The 20,857-nt window shown below is 70.3% G+C and carries 11 protein-coding genes; 2 read left to right on the forward strand and 9 right to left on the reverse strand.

Annotated features, from left to right (window positions below):
• Positions 1-140: 140 nt before the first annotated feature.
• Entirely contained in the window at positions 141-1,175 is a 1,035-nt protein-coding gene (locus B1759_RS17995; protein ID WP_369811390.1) for a 2-oxoacid:ferredoxin oxidoreductase subunit beta, read from the forward strand.
• On the opposite strand, the gene B1759_RS18000 is transcribed toward B1759_RS17995, so the two are convergent.
• The gene (locus tag B1759_RS18000; protein WP_095516468.1) at positions 1,176-2,876 is read right to left on the reverse strand and encodes a hypothetical protein; all 1,701 of its coding nucleotides are present in this window, start codon (positions 2,874-2,876) and stop codon (positions 1,176-1,178) included.
• 152 nt (positions 2,877-3,028) lie between these two features.
• Between B1759_RS18000 and B1759_RS18005 the strand changes: the two genes are divergently transcribed.
• Positions 3,029-4,264 carry a dipeptidase gene (locus B1759_RS18005; protein WP_198949011.1) on the forward strand — a complete coding sequence of 412 codons (1,236 nt, stop codon included), beginning with the start codon at positions 3,029-3,031 and terminating at the stop codon, positions 4,262-4,264.
• Positions 4,265-4,276: 12 nt separating this feature from the next.
• Here B1759_RS18005 and B1759_RS18010 read toward each other — a convergent pair whose 3' ends face one another.
• The 8 genes from B1759_RS18010 to B1759_RS18040 form a co-directional block, all read right to left on the reverse strand.
• On the reverse strand, positions 4,277-5,533 hold the full coding sequence (locus B1759_RS18010; protein ID WP_095516469.1) for an ectonucleotide pyrophosphatase/phosphodiesterase: 1,257 nt from the start codon (positions 5,531-5,533) through the stop codon (positions 4,277-4,279).
• A 102-nt stretch (positions 5,534-5,635) separates the two neighbouring features.
• Positions 5,636-6,967 (reverse strand): hypothetical protein, encoded by a 1,332-nt coding sequence (locus tag B1759_RS18015; protein WP_143537478.1) that lies wholly within the window; start codon positions 6,965-6,967, stop codon positions 5,636-5,638.
• A 65-nt stretch (positions 6,968-7,032) separates the two neighbouring features.
• A complete protein-coding gene (locus B1759_RS18020; RefSeq protein WP_095516471.1) occupies positions 7,033-8,043 on the reverse strand; it encodes a PorV/PorQ family protein in 1,011 nt (336 codons plus the stop codon).
• A 76-nt stretch (positions 8,044-8,119) separates the two neighbouring features.
• Positions 8,120-11,119 (reverse strand): TonB-dependent receptor, encoded by a 3,000-nt coding sequence (locus B1759_RS18025; protein ID WP_198949012.1) that lies wholly within the window; start codon positions 11,117-11,119, stop codon positions 8,120-8,122.
• The gene (locus tag B1759_RS18030) at positions 11,119-12,744 is read right to left on the reverse strand and encodes a hypothetical protein (protein WP_095516472.1); all 1,626 of its coding nucleotides are present in this window, start codon (positions 12,742-12,744) and stop codon (positions 11,119-11,121) included. The genes B1759_RS18025 and B1759_RS18030 overlap by 1 nt, the downstream gene beginning before the upstream one ends.
• Positions 12,745-12,825: 81 nt before the next feature.
• The gene (locus B1759_RS18035; RefSeq protein ID WP_143537479.1) at positions 12,826-15,066 is read right to left on the reverse strand and encodes a T9SS type A sorting domain-containing protein; all 2,241 of its coding nucleotides are present in this window, start codon (positions 15,064-15,066) and stop codon (positions 12,826-12,828) included.
• Positions 15,067-15,133: 67 nt separating this feature from the next.
• Positions 15,134-17,383: a hypothetical protein gene (locus B1759_RS19490; RefSeq protein WP_143537480.1), complete on the reverse strand. Its 2,250-nt coding sequence runs from the start codon at positions 17,381-17,383 to the stop codon at positions 15,134-15,136.
• A 243-nt stretch (positions 17,384-17,626) separates the two neighbouring features.
• Entirely contained in the window at positions 17,627-20,761 is a 3,135-nt protein-coding gene (locus B1759_RS18040; RefSeq protein WP_095516474.1) for a TonB-dependent receptor, read from the reverse strand.
• Positions 20,762-20,857: the final 96 nt, after the last annotated feature.

Below are 20,857 nucleotides of genomic sequence, written 5' to 3' on the forward strand. Positions count from 1 at the left end.
GCGCCCCGGCGCTCCCTCCGATCCCCGAGACGGGCCCGGACGACGGCGCAGCGCCCCGGAAGCCGACCCTCCCCCCGATCAAGAAGCCCGCCCGCCCGCCTGGCGCCAAGCGCCCGCCCGTGCCCGCGAAGGCGCGGACGGTGGACCCCGAGGGGGACGGCGCGGCCCTGGGCCTGCCCGTCCTCACGCGCAAGGACTTCGTTTCCGGCTCCGACGTGCGCTGGTGCCCCGGTTGCGGCGACTACGCCGTGCTGGCCGCCGTCCAACGGGCCCTGCCCGAGCTCGCCGAGACGCGCGAGAACGTCGTGTTCATCTCCGGCATCGGCTGCTCCAGCCGTTTTCCGTACTACATGAACACGTACGGCTTCCACAGCATCCACGGCCGCGCGCCTGCCGTGGCGACCGGCCTGAAGAGCACCCGCCCGGAGCTCGACGTGTGGGTGGTCACCGGCGACGGCGACGCGCTCTCCATCGGCGCGGGCCACACGGCCCACATGCTGCGCCGCAACGTGGACCTGCAGGTGTTGCTGTTCAACAACCAGATCTACGGCCTCACGAAGGGCCAGTACTCGCCCACGAGCGAGGTCGGCAAGGTGACCAAGTCCTCGCCCTTCGGGTCGCTGGACCACCCGTTCAACCCGGCCGCGCTGGCGCTCGGCTCCGACGGCACCTTCATCGCTCGGACGCTCGACCGCGACCCGAAGCACATGCAGACGGTCCTCAAAGCCGCCCACGAGCACTGCGGCACGTCGTTCGTCGAGATCTACCAGAACTGCAACATCTTCAACGACGGCGCCTTCTTCGACTTCACCGAGCGCGACTCGAAGCCGCTGCGGACGCTGTTCGTGGAGGACGGCAAGCCGATGACCTACGCCAACGGGACGAAGGGGCTCGTTTTGGATGGCCTGCGCCTGCGCTCGGTCGACCTCGGCGGTGTCCGTACCGAGTCGGACTGCGTGGTGTACGACTCGACCGACAAGGCGCTCGCGCTGCTCGTGGTGGATCAGATGTTCTGGTCCGGCGACCTCCCCCGCCCGTTCGGCGTTCTCTACCGCGAGGACCGGCCGACGTACGACGCGCTCCTCAATGAGCAGGTCGACGCGGTCCGCGAGGCGAAGGGACCGGGCGACCTGAAGGCGCTGCTGGCGCAGGGCGAGACCTGGACCATCGAGTAGTCAGCGTGCCACCACGAGGCGGCCCGTGCCTGCGGGCCGTCCGCCCAGCGTGAGGCGGTAGACATAGAGCCCGGCCGGCCACCCGGCCACGTCCACCTCGGGGCGGTAGAGGCCTGCGCCGAGGACGCCATCCAGCGGCACGGCCACGCGGCGGCCGAGGGCGTCGAACACCTCCAGCCGGACGTCCGCCTCGGTGGCGAGGTCGAGTGAGAGGCGCGCCACGCCGATGGCGGGCGACGGCCAGGCGGTGCTGGCGAGGGCGTTGCGGCCCGGCCCGGGGACCGGGTCGGCGGGTGTGGTGACCACGCCCGGCAGATCCCCGAGGCGGAGGGTGGCGAGGTCGGGGTCGGGCGCGAACGGGACCGTCTGGGCCGCGGGGGCGGCCTCCAGCACCAGCCGGTTGACGGACGCGAGGGCCCCCTGCTCGGCCCTCGCCCACAGGTAGGCTGTGTCGACGGTGTACGTCTCCCCGGGCATCATATCGAAGGGACCATGGCTGGCGAGGATGCGCACGTCCGCGGGCCGATCCGTCCTCCCCGCACCATTCGTGTTGCGCTGACTCCAGTAGGAAGGCGGCAGGCCCGGGTAGACGTAGGTGGAGAATGTGGTCGCACCCGGGTTGTAGCCGTCGCCGCCGTAGGTCTGCGGCACGCCGTCGCAGTGCAGGCTTTGCAACTCGCGGTAGGCGGAGTGGCCACGCCCACCCATCTCAGCGCAAAAGTACCCGATGAGCGAACTCCCGCTCACCGGCACGAGCGACCCGGACAGCGCGCGCGCGGCGGGACCGCTCAGAATGCGGAGCGCGGAGGCGGGCGGCGAGGCGCCGTAGAGGGTGTCGATGTCCGTTCCATTGTACGCGATCACGAGGTCCTGCTCCGGGACCGTGCCGACGTGATCGTCGCTGAACACACCGATGTCTGGGTCGACGTGGAAGCCCACGTAGGTGTCCGCGAGGGGCACCTCGCTTCGGTAAGTCAGGGCGTGGCGGACGAATACCATGCGCTGCACGTCGCCGGCAAACCGTCCCAGCGCGAGTCGCTCCCGCGCGTACGGCTCGCTGACCGTGAACGCCGTCACGCGGACCTCCAGCCCGGCGGGCGCGAGCCCACTCCACTCGTGGACGTTGCCCCTGTCGTTGAGCACCCACCAGGCGGTTTCATCGCCGAGGATCGCTGGCCGATCGCCCGCGGCGAGGTCATAGTTGGTCTCGATGCCGTCGCCATCGACCACGGGCGCGCCGAGGTGGACCGGCCAGTCGGCCAGGTCCGCGGTCGCGGATCCCGTGTCGTTGTAGCGGGCGACGTCCTCCAGCGTGACGTGCCAGATCCGGTCTGCCGCGGCACAGTCCTCGGTCGAGGGGATGCCTCCCGAGGAGGCGAGCGGCCCCGGCCAGTAGTCCGCGCCCCCGTACGTCGTCGCCGCCATGCGAAGGGACGACGGGTCGCCCCCGGCCAGCCCGCCGACCCAGAGGCTCGACGAGAACATCGCGTCCACGCCGCCGCCCTTCGGCACTTCGAAGTGGGGCGGGTCGTCCGGCTGGGTGCTCGCGTCATAGAACAGGCGGCCCGTGTTGTAGACGGACGCGCGCACGTCGGAGCCGTCGAGGACGACGTGAGCCGTCCCGGGGGAGCAGTCTCCCGTCTCCTGGGCGAGAGCGGCGGGCGCCGCGAGAAAAAGGACCAGCAGCGTGGCGACGCGCATAGGCGACCTAACGTGTGTGTGTTTGCCACGATAGACTTCCTGCGACGACGGGTCTCTCCACGGCCTGCCCACCGGTCCGACGACGGCCCCGAACGGCAGGGACGAGTTACAGACGGCGCGGTCCGTAGACTGGCACGTCCTCCCGCTCCCCCGTGCCGACCCCTACTGCCCTCTTGATCGGCGTCCTGTGCGCCACCCTCACGGTCGCCTGCGCCGAGCCGACCCCGCCCACCTCGGGGACGCCGCCGACCGACTCCGTCGCTTCCGACACCGTCGCCACCGCACCTGCCGTCGCCGACACCGTCGACACGTCGGATGGGGGTGACATCGTCCTGGACGCGGCCGAGGTGGACCGTCTCGTGGCGCAGGACACACTCTGGGCCGACGCCCTCCGAATCCACTACGACGCCGTCGTGCTGGACGGCCACATCGACACGCCGACGCTGATGTTGGACCGCGGCTACGCGCTCGGCCAGCGCCACCGCGGCGACCACGTCGACCTGCCTCGGATGGCCGCGGGCGGCCTCGACGGCGCCTTCTTCTCGATCTACGTCGCCCGGAGCTACGGCGAGGGGCAGGCTGCGACCGACCGCGCGCTGGCGATGATCGAGCGCGTCAACCAGCAGGTGGCCGGACTGGAGGGCGCGATGCTGGTCCGCACCGCCGACGGCGTGCTGCGCGCCCGCGAGCGCGGACAGGCCGCCGTGCTGCTCGGCCTCGAAGGCGGCCACGCGCTCCAGGGGTCGCCCGACGTGCTGCGCCTGCTCGCCGCCAACGGCGTCCGTTACGTGACGCTGACGCACACCAACACCAACGCCTGGGCCGACGCGTCCACCGACGCGCCGCGCTGGGGCGGCCTCAACGCCCTCGGCCGCGAGATGGTCACCGAGATGAACCGCCTCGGCGTCCTCGTCGACCTGTCGCACGTGTCCGACGACACGATCCGCGACGCGCTCGCCGCGACGCGGGCGCCCGTCATCGTCAGCCACTCGTCGTGCCGTGCCCTCCACGACCACGCCCGCAACGTTTCCGACGACCTGCTCCGCGCCATCGCAGCGAACGACGGCGTCGTGATGATCAACTTCTACCCGCTCTACCTCGGCAGCGGGGCGGTCACGGTCGAGACGCTCCTCGACCACATCGAGCACGCCGTGGCGGTCGCCGGCGCCGACCACGTCGGCATCGGGAGCGACTTCGACGGGGTCACGTCGCTTCCCTCGGGCATGGGCGACGTGACGCGCCTGCCCTGGCTCACCTACGGCCTCCTCCAGCGTGGCGTCTCCGAGGCGGATGTCCGCAAGATCCTGGGCGGCAACGTGCTCCGCGTGATGCGCGAAGCGGAGCGGGTGGCGGCGGACATGCGGACCGAGGGGACGGCCTCGAACTGATCGCGCCCTGGATCAGCGCAGCACCCGGTCCGCCGCGGTGGGGTCGCCCGCGTTGGGCGCCGGGTCGAGGCCCATCGCCCGCGTCAGGATGCCATAGACGTCGACAGTCTGGAGCGGCCCCACCTCGACGCCCGACCGGAAGTGGGGGCCGCGAGCCAGGAAGAGGCCGTGCATGTCCGGGAACGCGTTGTCGAAGCCGTGGGACCCGCCCGACGGGCGCTCCGGGTTGCGGTCGAGGTAGGCCTGAGAGGTCGCCGTCCAGCCCGGCTCGACCAGCACCACGACCGGCGGGATGCGATCATGGTTCGAGTAGTGGAGCCGCTCGGGCACGTCGGCCTTGCGCATCGCCGTCAGGTGGGGGAGCGCCGAGACGCGCGCGATGAGGGCGTCCACGTCGACCGTGTCGGCGGGCCAGAGGCCGACCACCTCGCCCCAGTCCACGTCGACCGTCTCCAGGTCCACCGCCTCGTCGAGGCGGACGGTGCGGTCGCGGGACACCGGGGTCATGCCGTGGTCGGAGACGACGACGAGGTCGACATCGTCGAGGCGCCCACGCGTGCGGAGGCCGTCCACGAAGCGCGCCAGCGCGGCGTCCACCTCCTCGATGGCCGCGTCCACCTCGGGCGCGTCGGGGCCGTGGCGGTGCCCGGCGTTGTCGACGGCCTCGAAGTAGAGCGTTAGGAAGCCCGCGCCGTCGTCCAGCCACGCGAGGGCCTGATCGGCTCGGGCATCGTAGCCGAGGTCGCCGTCGTAGGCCAGCCAGTGCGTCGGGCGGACACCCCCGATCTCGGCCTCGGAGCCCGGCCAGAACACGGGCGCGGCCACGACGCCTTGCCTCTCGGCCGTCACCCAGATCGGCTCGCCGGCCCACCACCGGCCGTCCGTTACGGCGTCGCGGTTGGAGAGCGAGAAGCGCGAAGGCTCGCCGTCCACGAGTCGGTTCGGGTCCCGCATCGTGTTGCCCACGATCCCGTGCGCCTCCGGGTGCAGGCCGGTCACGAGCGAGTAGTGGTTCGGGAACGTCTTCGACGGAAAGACCGGCACGAGCCGCTCGGCGCGGACGCCTTCGGCTACCCAGCGCAGCGTGGGCGCGTCGACGTCCCGGTCGAGGTAGTCCCAGCGGAAGCCGTCGATGGAGACGAGCACGAGGGCTCGGTCGGCACCGACTCCCCCGCTCTCCGGCACGGACGCCGTCGCGCACCCTGAGAGTTGCCGCCCGGCGACGAGCGCGAACAGAACGAGTGCGAGGGGGGCGAGCAGACGGCGCATGGACACTGGGACGAGAGAGCGAGGAAAGGGTAACGCCCTGCGCCGCCGCACCGGCGAGTGCATGCCGACGCCCGCCGCGTCGCCCGCCCGGCGGCCCGAGGCCTACTCGAAGTCCGTGTTGAGGCGGAAGCGGCTGATGCGGTTGTTGCCGGTGTCGGCCACGTAGACGACCTCTTCGTAGTACGCGACGCCGTTCGGGTTCGAGAACTGGAGCGGCCCCGCACCCGTGCCGCCGAACGAGGCGCGGACGGGTCGCGTGGAGCCCGCGCCCGGCGGCGGCGCGACCCCCTCGATGCCGTTCTGGTTGAACACGAAGAGGCTGTCCTTGCCCGCATCGAGCACGAACAGGTAGCCCGTCTGGTCGGGCGCGTAGGCCATGCTGGTCGGGCGGACGAACTGGCCGGGCTCGAACAGCGCGCCGTCGCCCAGGTCCGGGTTGCCCGCGGCGCCGAGGCGGGCGGAGTCGACGCGGTACTCGATGCCGTCGGTCGTCTCGACTACCTGCACCGACACGACGCCGTAGGTCGGGGTGGCCTCGGTCGGCGGCGGCGCGAGCGCCAGCAGGAAGTCCTCGTTGAGCGCCACCGAGCCGCGCTGCGGCGGGCCGACGAAGGTCAGCACGTCGGACGGGTAATAGGCGCTCAGCAGCGTCGCACGGTCCGGTGTGAGCGCGCGGACGTACTGGATGTAGGCGCCGTCGGCGGTGTACTGGAGGAAAGCGTTGAACGGGCTGAAGGCCTGGCTCGGGCGACCGGTCGCGGTCGTGTTGACCGGCCCGCGGCGCGTGACGTAGAGCCGGTTGTCGGCGAGCACGGAGACGCCCGTGAACTCGGCGTCCTCGTCGCTGGCCCCCGTCGAGTAGACGTTGGGCGTCTCGAAGCGCGTGAACCGGCGGCTGCCGTCGTCGAACGGGTGCCACAGGATGTCCTCCACGGCGGGCGTGCCGGTCGTCAGGCCGCTGATGCGGTAGACGACGGCAAGGTCGCAGTCCTCCCCCCCACCCGACGACGGGCAGACGGCGTCGGCGACGGTCGTGTCGCGGCGGGCGGCCACGTAGACGTTCAGGCGGCGGTCCTGCACGATGGCCGTGATGTCGCGCAGCGGCTGGCCTTCCACCTGGTCGAGCAGAAACTGAGGCCGCCCGGCGAGGTCGAGCACGTGCAAGCCCCGGTCGTCGGCCACGTAGACGAACTCGTCGTAGCCCACGTACACGTCCACCGGATTGACGAAAGCGCCCCCGAAGCCCTGCGTGTAGAACGGGTTCAGCGGCACGTAGCCGACGTCGTCGACGAGCGTCGGGTCGGTCTGGCCCTCGATAAAGATCTCGTCGGTCGTCGGGTCCGACTTGGAGCCGAGCACGGCGTCACAGCCCGCGAGGCCAGTGGCCAGCAGGCAGAGGCCCAGGGCCGAGTGGCGGAAGAGAGACCGAGACATGGAGGAGGTCATCAGAGACGGGATGGAACGCTTGAGGAGGGGCCTGGAGGCTCCCTCCCACTGGCCTAGAAGTCGAGGGCGATGCCGATGCGGTGGGTCGGGCCGAGGCGCTCGTAGGTTTCGAAGGCGTAGTCGGCCCGGAGCGTGCGGTCGCCGAGGCCGGGCACCTCGACGCCGAAGCCGACCGTCGGGAGGGTCGCCTCGTCGACGCCGAAGCGGTAGCCGCCGCGGAGCGAGAGGATGTCGTTCCAGACGTACTCGGCGCCTACGTTGAGCTGCTCTGCGTTGTCGTTCGGGTTGGTGAGCTGGCCGGCCAGCGTCAGCGCGTGGTCGCCCGAGCGGATCACGTCGTAGCCGACGCCCAGCATGAAGGTCGTCGGCGGGACGAGGTCCTCGAACTCGTCCTCGACCACGATCTCGCCCTCGACCGTCTGGCGCTCGATGGAGCCGCTGGTGGTCCCGTTGAGGCCGAAGTTTCGGATCGCGACGCCGATGGACGCGCCCGTCGAGCCGACGTTGTAGTGGACGCCGAGGTCGAGCAGCGGGACCGTGAGCGCGAGATCCGCCGACGCCTCGCGCGCCACCTTGGCCGTGACGCCGTACGAGAAGAGGTCGGTGAGCGCCTGGCTGACCGTCAGCCCCCCGACGACGCCGAGGTAGCGGAACGTCTGGCCCGTGCCCGAGGGCCCCGAGAACTCCGTCGTGACCGCCATCTCGCCCGAGTCGAGCGTCTGGACGTGGCCGCCGACCGTGAACGCCCCGACGCGCCGGGTCACGGCGGCGTAGTTGAGCGACACGTCCGAGAAGTAGGACAGCGTGGCCGCCATGGCCTGCGTCTGGCCGCCTCGGGCGGAGAGCGCAGGGTTCCAGAAGAGCGACGACGCGTCGTCCGCCGTGGCCACGGCCGTGCCGCCGAGGGCAGCGCCGCGCGGGTCGACGGCGATCTCCAGGAACTGGAAGCCGGCCGTCCCCGCCCGGTCCTCGCCGTAGGCCGGCAGGATCTGGGCCGACGCGCTGCCGAGCCCGGAGGCGGCGACGAGCCCGACGAGGAGACCGAGGCGGAGGGTGAGAGTCATGAAGGGTACGGGGTACCAGGTACGGGGTACAGTCAGACGCGCGATCCGTACCGCGCACCCCGTACCGCGTACCCGCTTAGAACTTGTAGCTCAGCCCGACCACCACGTGGCGGGGCGACAGGAAACGGGCCGGGTTGAAGGGCGGCAGGCCGCTCGTGTTCGGGTCCTCGAAGCGGGGGTCGCGGAGGAAGCCCGGCACGTCGTAGTCCGGGTTGCCGCGCAGCGTCGTGACGTCGGTGCCCGGCTCGATCACCGGGTAGGCCTTGCCGGTCACCGGGTTCACGATGACGCTGTTCTTCTGGTTGAAGAGGTTCTCGATCTCCAGCGAGAAGACCATGTCGCTGCCCCCGATGCCAAACTTGCGCTCGGCGCGGAGGTCGAACCACCACCACGGCGCGCCCGTCTCGGAGAAGCGCAGCGCGGGGTCATCCACGGTCTCATACACCGGCCGCCAGTCGCGCACGCCCGTGAACGGGTTCACCTCGTTGCCGACGAACTCGACCGGGGTGTAGCGCTGGCCGCTCCGGAACGTCGTTCCGATGAACATGCGGACCCGGTTGAGGCCGGGGATGCCCATCCACGGACGGTCTTCGTCGTGCGACAATGTAACCGACGCCTTGAGGTCGAGCGGACGGTCCCACGCGAGCGGCGTCTCGAAGGTGTTGTCCGAGTTGCCGTTCTGGATGAGGTCCTGCAGCGCGTCGTTGTTGGTCGACGAGAGGCCCGTCGCGCGGGAGTAGCTGCCCGAGAACTGGCCCAGGAACCACCCGTCGATGCGCTTGGTGTAGGCGACCTCAATGCCGCGGACGCGCGCGAAGTCGCCGTTGACGCGCAAGGCGCGGTTCGTCTCGCGGCCCGTCGGGTCGGCGATGGTGACCGAGGCGACCGTGATGAAGTCGAACTTGTCGCGCCAGAACGCAGTCACGTTGAGCGCGTCGTCGGCGGTGATCTGGTTGCGGACGCCCAACTCGTAGGCGATGTCGATCTCCGGGTCCAGGTTCGGGTTGCCGAGGTCGGAGAAGAACGACCGGTCCTGGTAGAAGGGGTCCAGGTTGGCGTAGACGTAGGTCGGGTGCGCCAGCCGCATCGAGTGGCCGTAGCTGAAGAACAGCACCTGGTTGTCGCGAATCGGGAAGCTCACGTTGAGCTTCGGCAGCAGACGCGCCTTCCAGCGGAGCCCGAGCAGCGGCGTCGTGTCCTCCAGGTAGCCCTCCCGGAGCGTCGCCGGGATCGTGAACGCCGAGTCGGCCACGAGGTCGTCCACGTAGGAGCCGGCCGCCCAGCCCTCGAAACGAGCGCCAATGGAGGCGATCAGGCCGTTGTAGCGGAACCGGTTGGTCGTGTAGAAGGACGCCCGGCGCGGCTTGACCCGCCAGATGTCCGACGACTGCCCCAGCCGGTTGGACTGGGTGAACGTGCCGTCGGGAAGCTGAATCGGGGCGCCGACCCACGGCCGCGTGATGTCGATCCACTGGTAGTCGTTGAGCGTGAACTCGGACCCGAGCGTCAGCTCGTAGGCTTCCGACGCCGTGAAGCGCGTGTACTCGGCCCGGGCGGTGACCTGCTCGGCGAAGTGGTCGTGCCAGTCGGTCGCGACGCCGCCGTTGTTGAAGTAGCCCGGGCCGGGCAGCACGAACAGCGCCGTGTCGGACGGCACGCTGGTCGGGTCGCCGAAGATGGTGCCTGGGAAGCCGGGGATCGAGAACGGGTCCAGCTCCGAGTCCACGTTGGCGGGCCGCCAGTCGCGGCCGTTGGCGTCGGCGCGGAGGCGCGTGAAGAGGCGCGAGACCTGGACCTCGTAGATCGAGTTGCCGCCGAGCGCGTGCGTCCAGAGCAGGTAGCCCAGGTTGGCGTCCTGCGTGTACGTGTTCGCCTGATCGGGCTGGAGCGCGAACGCGTACTGGAAGCCCGGCGCCACGACGGCGTCGTTGCCGGTCACCTGCAGCATCCGCGTGTTCTGGTTGACCGCCAGCGAGCGCTGGTAGCTGCCGACCAGCTTCATGCCGGACTTCGGCAGGAAGACGAGCTTGCCGAGGCCGTTCCAGCGGTTGCCCCGGCGCGGCGCCCAGGCGTCCGACAGGATCGAGCTGGAGACCTGGGTCGGGACCGACGAGAAGGTCGAGTCCTGCGTGGTCACGAAGCGCTCGAAGCCGTCGGCGAAGGTGCCCTGCCCGGAAGCGAAGAAGCGCAGGTGGCCCGGCACGATCGGCCCGGCCAGCGACAGCTCCACGTTGTCCTCGTTGAAGGAGCTCGACCAGTCGTCGTTGAAGCCGAAGTTGTCGCGCTGGTACGAGCCCCGGAGGTCGAACGTGTCGGTGCCCTCCCGCGTGCGGATCGAGACCACACCCGAGGTAGCGTCGCCCACGGAGGCGTCGGCGCCGGTCGTGACCACCTCGACCTCGCCGAGGGCGTTGGAGCCCAGGTCGAGGCCGAAGCCGGTCCCCGCGAGCGGGTCCTTGGCGCTCACGCCGTCGACCACGTAGCCGGTCTCCGTCGCGCGCCCGCCGCGGATGTAGAGGCCGGTCGGGTCCTGCGTCACGCCGGCCTGGTTCGAGATCACGTCCTGCACGTCGCGCACCGGGCGCGAGGCGATCTGGTCCTCGGTGATCGTGTAGGCGCTCTCGGCGCGCTCCACGTCGATCAGCGGCGCCTCGCCGACGACCAGCACCTCGTTCTCCAGCCCCAGCGCGGCCTCCTCCAGTTCCACGTCGAGGCGGGTGGTCTCGCCGTTGCGGACGGTGATGCCGGTGAACTCCTTCGTCTGGTAGCCCACGTAGGACACGCGGACGGTGTAATCGCCCGCGCGGAGGCCTTCGATGCGGTAGTTGCCGTCGAGGTCGGTGGCCGCGCCGCGCGTCGTGCCGAGCACGAACACGCTCGCGTTGATCACGGTGAAGCCGGAGGCCGGGTCGGTGATGGTGCCGGCGATGGTGCCCTGCGCGGCAGCGGGCACGGCGGTGAGCAGCACGAGCAGCGCCACGGCCAGCCCTCCCCACCTCGGCGCCGAGGCGGGACGGACGGAGGCGGAGACCGGCGCGGTGGGGACACCCTGCATGGCGAGATCGGGAATCAGCATTAGCGGCGTGCGGTTCGACCGGCGGTCGTCGGGAAGTCGAGGCCGTCGAGCATCAGGGCGAGCGCGTCGAGCGGCCCCCCTTCCGAGGAGGTCCCCCCGTAGATCGGCGAGGTCGAGGTAAAGAGCGGCAGCGCGAACAGCGCTGTGCGGCGGTCCGACCGGATGGACGCCACCACCTCGGGCCCCTGCCAGACGTTGTCGCGCTGGTTGTTCTCGTAGAACGACATCCGGTAGAGCGGGATGTCCTCCGGGCCGACCGCGTACGGCAGCGTCGTGCGGACGGCGGCGACGGCCTCCAGCGGGGGCAGCGTGCGGCCGGTGCCGGGCACCTCCTCGGCAGGACGCACCGGCGTCCCGCTGTCGGCGCGAAGTGCGGTGACGCCCGCCGGGTAGGAGATCAGGGTGCTCAGCGGCAAGATGTCGATGGCCGCGTTGTTGGTGCCGCCGGTGTCGGTGCCCGTCGGCAGCGTCACGCGGACCTGCACGAGGATGCGCCCGCCGTTCTCGAAGAACAGGTCCATCACCGTCGCCGCGCGCGGAAGGTTGTTGCCGACCGCGGTGTTGGTCACCGCATTCGAGACCCAGTAGATCCGGTCCCACAGTGCGAGCGTCTGCCGGAGCGTCGGGTCGGGCGAGGACGGCAGGGCGTCCGAGAAGCGAGCGTTTACGATGGGCTGCGGCGTCGCCGAGAGGTCCCACTCGTCATAGTTGGCCGTCCCGTACAACGCGAGCGCGTCGCGGGCAGCGCCGAGGTCGAGCGTTTCGGGTACGCCACGCACGTCGTTGACCAGCAGCACGTCGCTCGTCACGCGGCGGACGTAGAACGGTCGGACGGCACTGCCCTCGTCGTCGAGCGCGGGGTAGCGGAGCGTGCGGCTCGGAGCCCCCGCGGCGTCGACGGCGCGGAAGTAGACCACGTTGTCGGCATCGAGCGCGAAGCCCGGCAGCGAGATGCCGGAGTTGCGGAAGCCACGGCCCGTGTAGACCGTCGCCTCCGTCGTGGTGGCGCGCGGGTCCTCGGCGACGAGCGTCAGGAACGTCACGTCGGCCGGCAGGCGGACGTAGCCCGCCGTCGTGTCGTTGAGGGCGATCTCGATGCCCGCGAGGTTCTCCTCGCCGTCGATGTCGGCCGCGGCGAGCGAGAACGAGACCACCGGCCACGTCGAGTCCGGCGGCGCCTCGGCGTCGATGAGCCGGAGCGTCGGGTTCGAGTTGCGAATCGGGAAGACCGTCCGCGCCGGGGTGGCATCGACGCCGCCCGCGTCGTCCACCGAGCGCACCTCGACCACCACGTCGGCCACGGACGCCCCGACGGGAATCTCCAGACGGATGGTCGAGTCCCGGCGCGTCGTGCGTGCCCAGCCGACCTCTGCCGCCAGGGGCATATCCACCTGGAACGAGCGCACGTCGTAGGCCGCGACCACGCCGTCGGGGTCCGTGCCGGACCACGCCACGTCCACCGTCGAGATCAGGCGACGCGCGCCCAGGTCCTCACGGAGGTCGGTGGAGCGGACAGACAACTCGGTCTCGGGCAGCCGGTTGTCGGACGCGCTGCCGTCGAACCCCGCGTCGCACGCGGCGAGCCCGAGGGCGAGCAGGAGGAGGACTGCAGACGGACGGATCACGTGCTCCAGGAGGGAGAGAGAGGCGGAAGGACCGGCCGGCCCTGTTACGGACCGACCGGCCAGAAGCGAATGCGGTCCGGGTTAGCGGACGACGGCGATGCGGCTCGTGGCGACCTCGCCGTTCGCCACCAGGCGGACGACGTAGACGCCCGTCGCGAGGCCCCCCAGGTCGGCCTCGACGGTGTGCTGGGCCGCCGAGAAGGCGCCCTCGGCGACGGTCGCGACCTCGCGGCCCGTCGTGTCGAAGACCTTCAGCGACACGTCGCCGGCCGTGGCGAGCTCGAAGCGGACGCGCGCCGCGTTGGCGGCCGGGTTCGGGAACGTGCCCACGATGCGGACGCTCGTCGACTCGCGGTCGCCCTCGACGGCGATCGAGATGATCTCGCCGAGGTCCTCGGTCGTGACCGGCACGAGCTTGTAGTTGCCGAACGAGAAGTACATCGAGCCGCGGACGTAGTCGAGCACGTTGCCCTCGGTGTAAACCGAGGCGGGGTCGCCCCCGTCGTACGAGATCGCGGCCGAGAGGTCGTCGACGCGGAGGCCGTTGGCCGCCGTGCCGTCGCTCGACATCAGGAACTCACCGAACGGACCGGCCGGCGCGTCGGCGTTGGTCGCCACCACCGTCACGTCGTCGAACGTGAGGGCCATGCCCTCGTGCTGCTCGGCCGTGGCCGCGCCGTCGGCGCCGTTGAAGAGGTCCGTCGAGACCGCCTTGTAGTCGTACGGCGCGCCGGAGCCCGTCACCGTGTAGGTCACGTCGACGAGCTGGGTGACGCCGAAGTCCTCCACGACCCGGCCTTCCGTGATCGTGATCCGGTCACCCACGGCGAGACCGGGGTCGGACGCGAAGCTGATCCAGACGCCCGAGAACGGCGCCAGACCCGCGTCGTCCTGGATGGCGACGATCGTCTCGCTGCCGGACTCGAAGGACGCCTGAACGACGGCGTCGAGGTCGAACGGCACCGCCGCCGACGTGGTCACGCCACTGCCGCCGACGCCACCGTCCGGGGTCGCCTGGACCTCGAAGATGGACGAGACGGCGTTGCCCACGACGAGGCGGGTGGTCGGGTTGGCCGGCGGGGTCGCCGCGCCCTGGTTGTCGGTGGCGATGATCGTGTAGGTCACGAAGTCGCCGAGGAGGAGGCCCGTGATGGTCCCCTCGTAGATGTCACCCGAGGTGTTCGTCAGCGTGATCTGGCCCGAGGCACCGCTCGTCGTGGTGTAGTCGGCGACGACCGAGGCGACGGTGTTGCCGTCCGTGCCCGGAACGACGGTCGCGCGGATCGGCGCGCCGTTGGTCGAGGCCAGACTGGCCTCCTCGACCGTGACGATCGGCGGCGCGACGGCGACCTCGAAGTCCGAGTCCTGCATCGGGCTGATCGTCCAGTTGGCGCGAGCGGGCGACGAGTACGCGAACGTGCCGTCATCCCCGGCGTAGAGCAGGAAGCCCTGGAGGTTGATGATGCCCGTAGCCGGGGGCGTGAACGGGTTGTCGGCCGACCGCGTGTTGTAGGGCGGGTTCGGGTAGCTGCCCGCACGGTCGTTGCGGTAGCGCAGCGACGTATCGTAGAGGTTGATCTGCGTCTCGGTGCCCGGCGAGCCGAACAGCACGTCCACGCGGCCCGTCGGCGCCGGCACGCCCTGGATGACGTTGATCAGGTTGAACCGGACGTACTCGCCGTTGAACTCGCCGTAGCGCGCCCAGTCGATCTGCGTCGCGCCGTTGACGATGTTGTGGACGTCGTCGGTGGTCACGACGACCGGGTCGAACAGCGGGCTGTCGGACGGGTAGTCGTTGCCCGTGGCCGTGATGGAGATCGGGGAGATCTGCATCGAGACGCTACCGAAGGCCGTGCTGGAGAACGGCGAGACCGTACCGCAGACCGTGATCTCGTCGCCTACGAAGAGGCCCAGCGTAGCGCTGTTGTCGCTCCGGCCGTCGACGACCTGGATGGTGTGGCTGCTGGTACCGTCGGGCGCCGTCAGCGCCGCGACGTCGCGCACGAAGACGTGGATGCGGCCCGGCGTGCCGGTCGCGGCCACGATCGAGGCGAGGCCCGAACTGTAGGGATCGCTGAGGACCGCCGCCGTGAACTCGACCGTCTCGCCGATCAGCGGGTTGGCCGTCAGGTTGGTCAGGATCTGGTCGGCCGTGAGCGTGGACGCGTTGGCGACGAGGAAGTCGACGTTCGTCTGCGGGATGTCATTGATCTGGTCGATCGTGACGCGCGAGAAGTCGACGCCTTCGGTACCGACGCACTGCGCCGCGACCGGGGCGGCGAGCGCCAGCACGGCGACGAGGAAGAGAGAAGCAGTACGCATGAGCGTGTGGGGGATGAAGAGAGAAGGCGCCGGAGCGCGGGTCACGGGACGAATCCCGGGCGGCCCGTCATCGGAGGATGACGAACTTGCCCGTGTCGACCTCGCCCGTGTCGAGGTCCTGAACAGAGAAGAGGTAGAGGCCGGACGAGAGCCGCAGCGAGTTGTCCGACAGGATGTCCCAGGCGTGGATGCCGCCCGCCACCTCGCGGCCGTCCGCCGAGAAGTCCTGGAACCAACGCGTGTCGCCCACATAGGTCGCCGCGTCGTGGTCGAGCTCGGTCACGATCTCGCCCGCGAGCGTGTATACGCGGATCTGGCAGCGCGCCGGGAGGCCGGTGAAGTAGAGCTTCCGCTGCGTCGAGAGCGGCCCGTCCCACGCCGCGCGCACGCGGTACGGGTTCGGGAAAACGCCGACGGTGCGCTCGGCGCCGGGCGCCGCGGGCGCCGCGCCGGGGAACACGCGGACGGCGTTGGACGCCACCGACGACTCCAGCGGACCCAGCCCGCTCTGCGTGTCGCCGCTGTCGAAGGCCGTGACTGCGAAGGCATACTGCCAGCCGTCCAGCAGCCCGTCCGCCTCGAAGCGGTACTCGTAGGTCGCCGCGTCGCCGGGGAACGTCGCGGGCGTGTCGAGGCGGATCGCCTCGAAGCCGTTGTTGAAGCCCACGTCGTTGCCCTCGCGGTCGTACTGGGCGATCAGCCCGGCGTCGCCGAGGATGTTGCCGTCGGCGTCGTCGCCGGGGTCGGAGCGGTAGAGGCGGTAGCCCTCGAAGTCCTGGCGGCCCGTGACCGGGTCGAGCGAGGTCTCGGCGGCGGAGTCCCAGTAGAGGACGGCCGTCCCCTCCTCCAGCTCCACGCGGAGCGCGGGCGAGGCCGGGGGCGACGGGATGAGGTAGCGGTCGAGGATGCCGTTGCCGTTGAGGTCCTCGCCCGCGTCGAGCGCGCCGTTGTAGTTGGCGTCCTCGCCCGCGTAGGTCTCCTGCGCCCAGAACACGTTGTTGCGGAGCGCGGCCCGGCTCGCCTCGGTGTCCGCCTGGCGACCCGCGGGGACCGTCTGGAAGGCCTCCGGCTTGAGCGCCGCCACGAGCGCGAACGTGACCGTTACGCTGCGGCCCGGCGCCAGCTCCGCGAACGGGCCGACAGACGTGAGCCCGATCCAGTTGCCCTGCGCGAGCTGGCCGTCGGTCTGGATGCGGCCCTCCCCGTTGCCCGCGCCGAGGAAGCTGGCGCGCGCGGCCTCGTACTCGTCCTGCGTGCCGAAGGCCGCCGGGTTCGGGAAGGGCGTCTGCATACGCTGGTAGCGCTCCAGGTCGTCCTGCGGACGCCCGAGGTTGGGGTCGGGGTCGCCGAAGAGCCAGTAGCGCGGGTTGAAGACCGGTCGCTCCAGACCCAGCGCCTCGTACTGGTCAGCCACGAACGGGTGGAAGAACCGCGTCGCCGCCGGGCGGCTGCCCGCGCCCGCGTCCTCCCACTCGGCGCCCAGGAAGGCCACCGAGCCGTACGTGTTGAGGCTCTCCTCCGTGCCGCCCGCGTTGAACGCGTAGCTGACGTACTGGCTGTCGGGCGCCGCGTCCAGCAGCGCGCCCGTGCCCGCCTCGTACTCCGGGTAGCCGAGGGCCCCGCGCGCGCCCTTGTTGAAGAAGGCCCCGCCGCCCTCGGTGGTCGTGACCACGTTGCGGACCACGAGGTCGTCCCAGATGCCGACCCACACGTCCTGGATGGGCTGGGTGGAGATGTTCGTGATCTCGTACTCCACGATCACGAAGTACTCCGTGAACGGGAAGCTCCAGGCGTAGGAGCGTTGCCGGATGTCGAGCCCGAGTCGGTTCTGCACGTCCGGCAGCGGCGTGTTGGTGCCGGGCAGCACGGCCGCCGTGTCCACGTAGGCCGTCAGGAAGTCCTGCTGGCTGACGGCGTTCGGCGAGAAGAACGGGCTCGTGGCGAGTGAGGAGCGGCGCGTAAAGAGGTCGGACTGCGCGAACTCGAAGCCCGACGCGCCCGGCGAGTAGCCGCCCGAGGTGGTCACGGCACCGGTGCGGACCGTCACGACACCGTCCGCACGGCGCCCGCCGACCCACAGCCCCGCCTCAAAGAGGTGCTCGACGCCCGAGTCCAGCGGGTACTCGAACGAGGGCAGCCCGCCCGGGTCGCCCGCCACGCCGGGCCGCCCCAGCGTGCCGACGTTGGTCACCGAGAGGCCCGTCGCTCCCACGTCGGTCGCGATGCGCTCGAACGGCTGAGCATCGGCGGGGACCGCCGCGAGGGCGGCGATGGCGGCCAGAAGCGTCGCCGCGCGTGCGGCCCGTCGGATCGTCATGTGGAGAGCATCGGAGGGAACATGGGGCGGTCGGTCCGGCCCTGTGCGTGGAATGTATCCAGCCGCCGAGCCGACACAAGGGAGGCCCCGTGAAGTGACCCTGTGATCACACGACCCGCGGGGCACTTCCACCGCCCCTCCTCAAACGGGCGCGGCCCCGCCCTCCGAAGAGAGCGGGGCCGCGCGAGCCGGTCCACCTCGGCACGCCTCCCGAAGGGGCGGCCGAAACGGGCGTCGGGGACGCTAGAAGTTGTAGCGCACGCCGAACTGCATCCGCCAGCGCGACGCGAAGTCGCTGACCTGGGCGATCGAGTCCGGGGTCGAGAACGACAGGATCTGGCGGCCGTCGGCCGTGTAGCCGTTGTAGTCGACGAGCGTGTAGCGGTCGCCGACCGTCTCCACCTGCCCGATGTCGGTGCCGAGCAGGTCGAACACGTTCTGGATGTCGAGCGTGATCTCGATGTCCTGGCCCGTGATCGTCTCGATGCTCTGCGCGAGGCGGGCGTCGAAGAAGTTGAGCCACGGCGCGCGCGTCGAGTTGCGCTCGAAGATCTGGCCCCGCTGGCTGGCGAGGTCCTCGTTGGCCTCGATGAAGGCGTCGAACGCGGCCCAGTCCTCGTCGCTCATCTGGACCTCGCTGCGGTCGTTCGGGACGTAGATCAGGTCGGCGCGGTCGAAGCCGTCGCCGTTGACGTCGTCACCGCTGAAGTAGACGAACGAGTACGGCCGGCCGGCCTGGCCGTCGTAGATCAGGGAGAGCGTCGTCGCGAAGCGGTTCGCGTACTCCAGGCGGTAGGACGCCGTGGCGAGCACGCGGTGCGCCACCTCGAAGTTCGAGGTCGTCAGCGGCGGGTCGTTGACGTCCAGGCCGACCGTCAGGTCGCGGACGTTCGAGCGCGCCTGGCTGCTCGTCACCGAGTTGATGTCCTTGACCTTGCCGAACGTGTAGCTGAGGCTCGTGCCGAAGGACGGCAGGACGCCCGTGCCGAGCGGCTTCTGGAGCTGCGCGGTCGCGTTGAGGGCGTAGCCCTGGTCCGTGTTCGTGAGCACGATCACGTCCTGGTAGTCGCCCGAGACCGCGGCGCGCGAGACGCCGTTGCGGCCGTCCACCGTGCTGTTGTCCCGGACGAACGGGGCGCGGTTGAGGCTCTGCCACTGGACGCCGTCAACGACGTCGGTGTAGAGGAGCTCACCGGTCGCCACGAAGCCCGAGGGCAGCTGCTGGTCGATGGCGAGGTTCGAGCGCCACACCGTCGGCGACTTGAAGTCGGGGTCGGTGAGGTTGATCTCGGCCGAGCCCTCGGCGAGGCCGAAGTCGGCGGCGGTGTACTGGTTGGCCGGGTCGGTCCGGAAGCCACCGGCCGCCGCGATGTCGTTGGCGCTGAACACGCCGACGCCGCCCAGCAGGGTACCGTCGTTGGAGAACGAGTTCGAGATCCAGACGGCCGGGTTGGAGCCGTTGAACAGGCCCGTGCCACCGCGAACCTGGGTCTGCGACTCCGGGAGGGAGTAGTTGAACCCGAAGCGCGGCTGGAAGACCGGGTTGCCGTTCGGCACCTCGGTGTTGTCGAAGCCGAAGAGGCTCTCGAACGACGCGCCGTTGCTGGCCGCGTAGGCCTGACCGGGCGAGTCGAAGTAGTTCGCCATGTCGACGCGGAGGCCGAGCGTCAGCTTCAGGTTCTCGACGCCGGACCACTCGTCCTGCGCGTACAGGCTGAAGTTGGCGTAGGCGAAGTCGGCCAGGGGCCGGTCCTCACCCGGGACCGCCGAGTAGTTGCGCTCGTACCGCGAGGCCCGCCCGTTGCGGAAGTCCTCGAGGTTGTTGAAGCGATAGTACCCGTAGAAGTTGCGGATGAACAGGTTCGAGAACTGCGAGAACGTGTTCTGCGTGCCGACCGTCACGACGTGGTCGCCCACGAAGTAGTTGAAGTTGTTGGTCAGCTCCAGCACGTCGGCGTCGATGTTGTTCGCGCCGCGGAACTGGTCCGGCCCTGCGACGACCGTCGAGCGGCCGTCGGTGCCGAGCCCCCGAATCTCGATGGACGGGAACGCCGGGAACTCCAGCACGGAGGGCTGGCGGTTGGTCTGCAGCGAGGCGCGGAACAGGTTGGCCATGTTCTGGCCGAGGATGCTCCGGAGCTCGACCACCGACGAGGTGTTCGTGTTCTCGCGGGTGTAGAGGCGGTCCTCCAGCGTGTAGAACGTGGAGCTGCGCGAGATGCCGTCGTCCTTGCGGCCCTGGACGTAGTTGAACCGCGCCGTGAGCGTGTTGGACGGGTTCAGGTTGTAGTCCAGGCGGCCGAACACCTTGCGCGAGGTCGTGCCCGCGTCGAAGGCGCCGATGGTGCCCGTCTCCCGGCCGTACTGGGTCGAGAGGATCGACTGGATCTCCTGCGCCGCGGCGACATCGTTGAACGAGGCCGTGATCGGCTCGTTGGTGTCCCCCAGCTCGACGCTGCCGAAGAAGAACAGCTTGTCCTGCACGATCGGGCCGCCAAGGCGGGCGCCGTAGGTCAGGTCGGTGAAGTCGCCGAACGAGTCGCCGTCGACGCCCGTGCCGACGAGGTCCTGGTTGCGGCCGAGGCCGTAGACCGAGCCCGTGAACGTGTTCGTGCCGGAGCGCGTGACGACGTTGATGTTGCCGCCCGTGAAGCCACCCTGGGTGACGTCGTACGGCGCGATGGCCACGCGGAACTCGCTGACGGCGTCGAGCGAGATCGGCTGCGTGCCCGAGGAGCCGCCCGGCGAGCCGGAGCTCTCGAGCCCGAACGCGTCGTTCAGCGCCGCGCCGTCCACCTGGATGTTGTTGTAGCGGCTCGCGGTGCCGCCGACCGAGGTGCCGGCCTCGCTGCCCGTCCCGACCTGCGAGAACTGGGGCGTCAGGCGCGTGAAGTCGGTCAGGCTGCGCGAGATCGTCGGGAGCCGGTCGATCTCCTCCTCGGAGACGTTCGTGCCCGTGCCGATGTTGGACGGGTTGATGATCGCGTTGCCCTCCGCCGTCACGATGGCCTCGCCGAGCGTGGCGTCGGCCGACCGGAGCTGGATGTCGACGGTCTCGGTCTCCGAGAGCTCAAGCATGATGCCGGTCCGCTGGACGGACGTGAAGCCCACGAACGAGACGGTCACCGTGTAGGGACCGCCGACGCGCAGGTTGCGGAGGTTGTACTGGCCGTCGGCACGGGTCGAGACGCCGTACTGCGTGCCCGAGGGCCCGTGGACGGCGAGCACGGACGCGCCGGGCAGGCCGAGGCCTGCGTCGTCGACGACGGTACCGTTGATGGCGGCGGTGGTGACGCCCTGCGCGAACGCGGGCGTACTGGCGGCGAAGGCGACGACCGCGAGGGCCAGGCCGAGCCAGGAGAGGGTGGAGTGACGCATGGGTGAGGGTCGGTGATCGCGGCGAGGCGCCGCTAGGACACGAGCGGAACGTATCTCCCACCGCCCCTTCCGCCGGTTCAGATCCCGTGGAGCAAC

The organism is Rubrivirga sp. SAORIC476, assembly GCF_002283555.1.
Classification (GTDB): Bacteria; Bacteroidota; Rhodothermia; order Rhodothermales; family Rubricoccaceae; genus Rubrivirga.

Coding starts and splice junctions, on each gene's coding strand:
- B1759_RS18025 (WP_198949012.1), bottom strand. CDS start 11,119: ATGCTGATTCCCGATCTCGCCATGCAGGGTGTCCCCACCGCGCCGGTC.
- B1759_RS18040 (WP_095516474.1), bottom strand. CDS start 20,761: ATGCGTCACTCCACCCTCTCCTGGCTCGGCCTGGCCCTCGCGGTCGTC.
- B1759_RS18010 (WP_095516469.1), bottom strand. CDS start 5,533: ATGCGCCGTCTGCTCGCCCCCCTCGCACTCGTTCTGTTCGCGCTCGTC.
- B1759_RS19490 (WP_143537480.1), bottom strand. CDS start 17,383: ATGACGATCCGACGGGCCGCACGCGCGGCGACGCTTCTGGCCGCCATC.
- B1759_RS18000 (WP_095516468.1), bottom strand. CDS start 2,876: ATGCGCGTCGCCACGCTGCTGGTCCTTTTTCTCGCGGCGCCCGCCGCT.
- B1759_RS18015 (WP_143537478.1), bottom strand. CDS start 6,967: ATGTCTCGGTCTCTCTTCCGCCACTCGGCCCTGGGCCTCTGCCTGCTG.
- B1759_RS18035 (WP_143537479.1), bottom strand. CDS start 15,066: ATGCGTACTGCTTCTCTCTTCCTCGTCGCCGTGCTGGCGCTCGCCGCC.
- B1759_RS18020 (WP_095516471.1), bottom strand. CDS start 8,043: ATGACTCTCACCCTCCGCCTCGGTCTCCTCGTCGGGCTCGTCGCCGCC.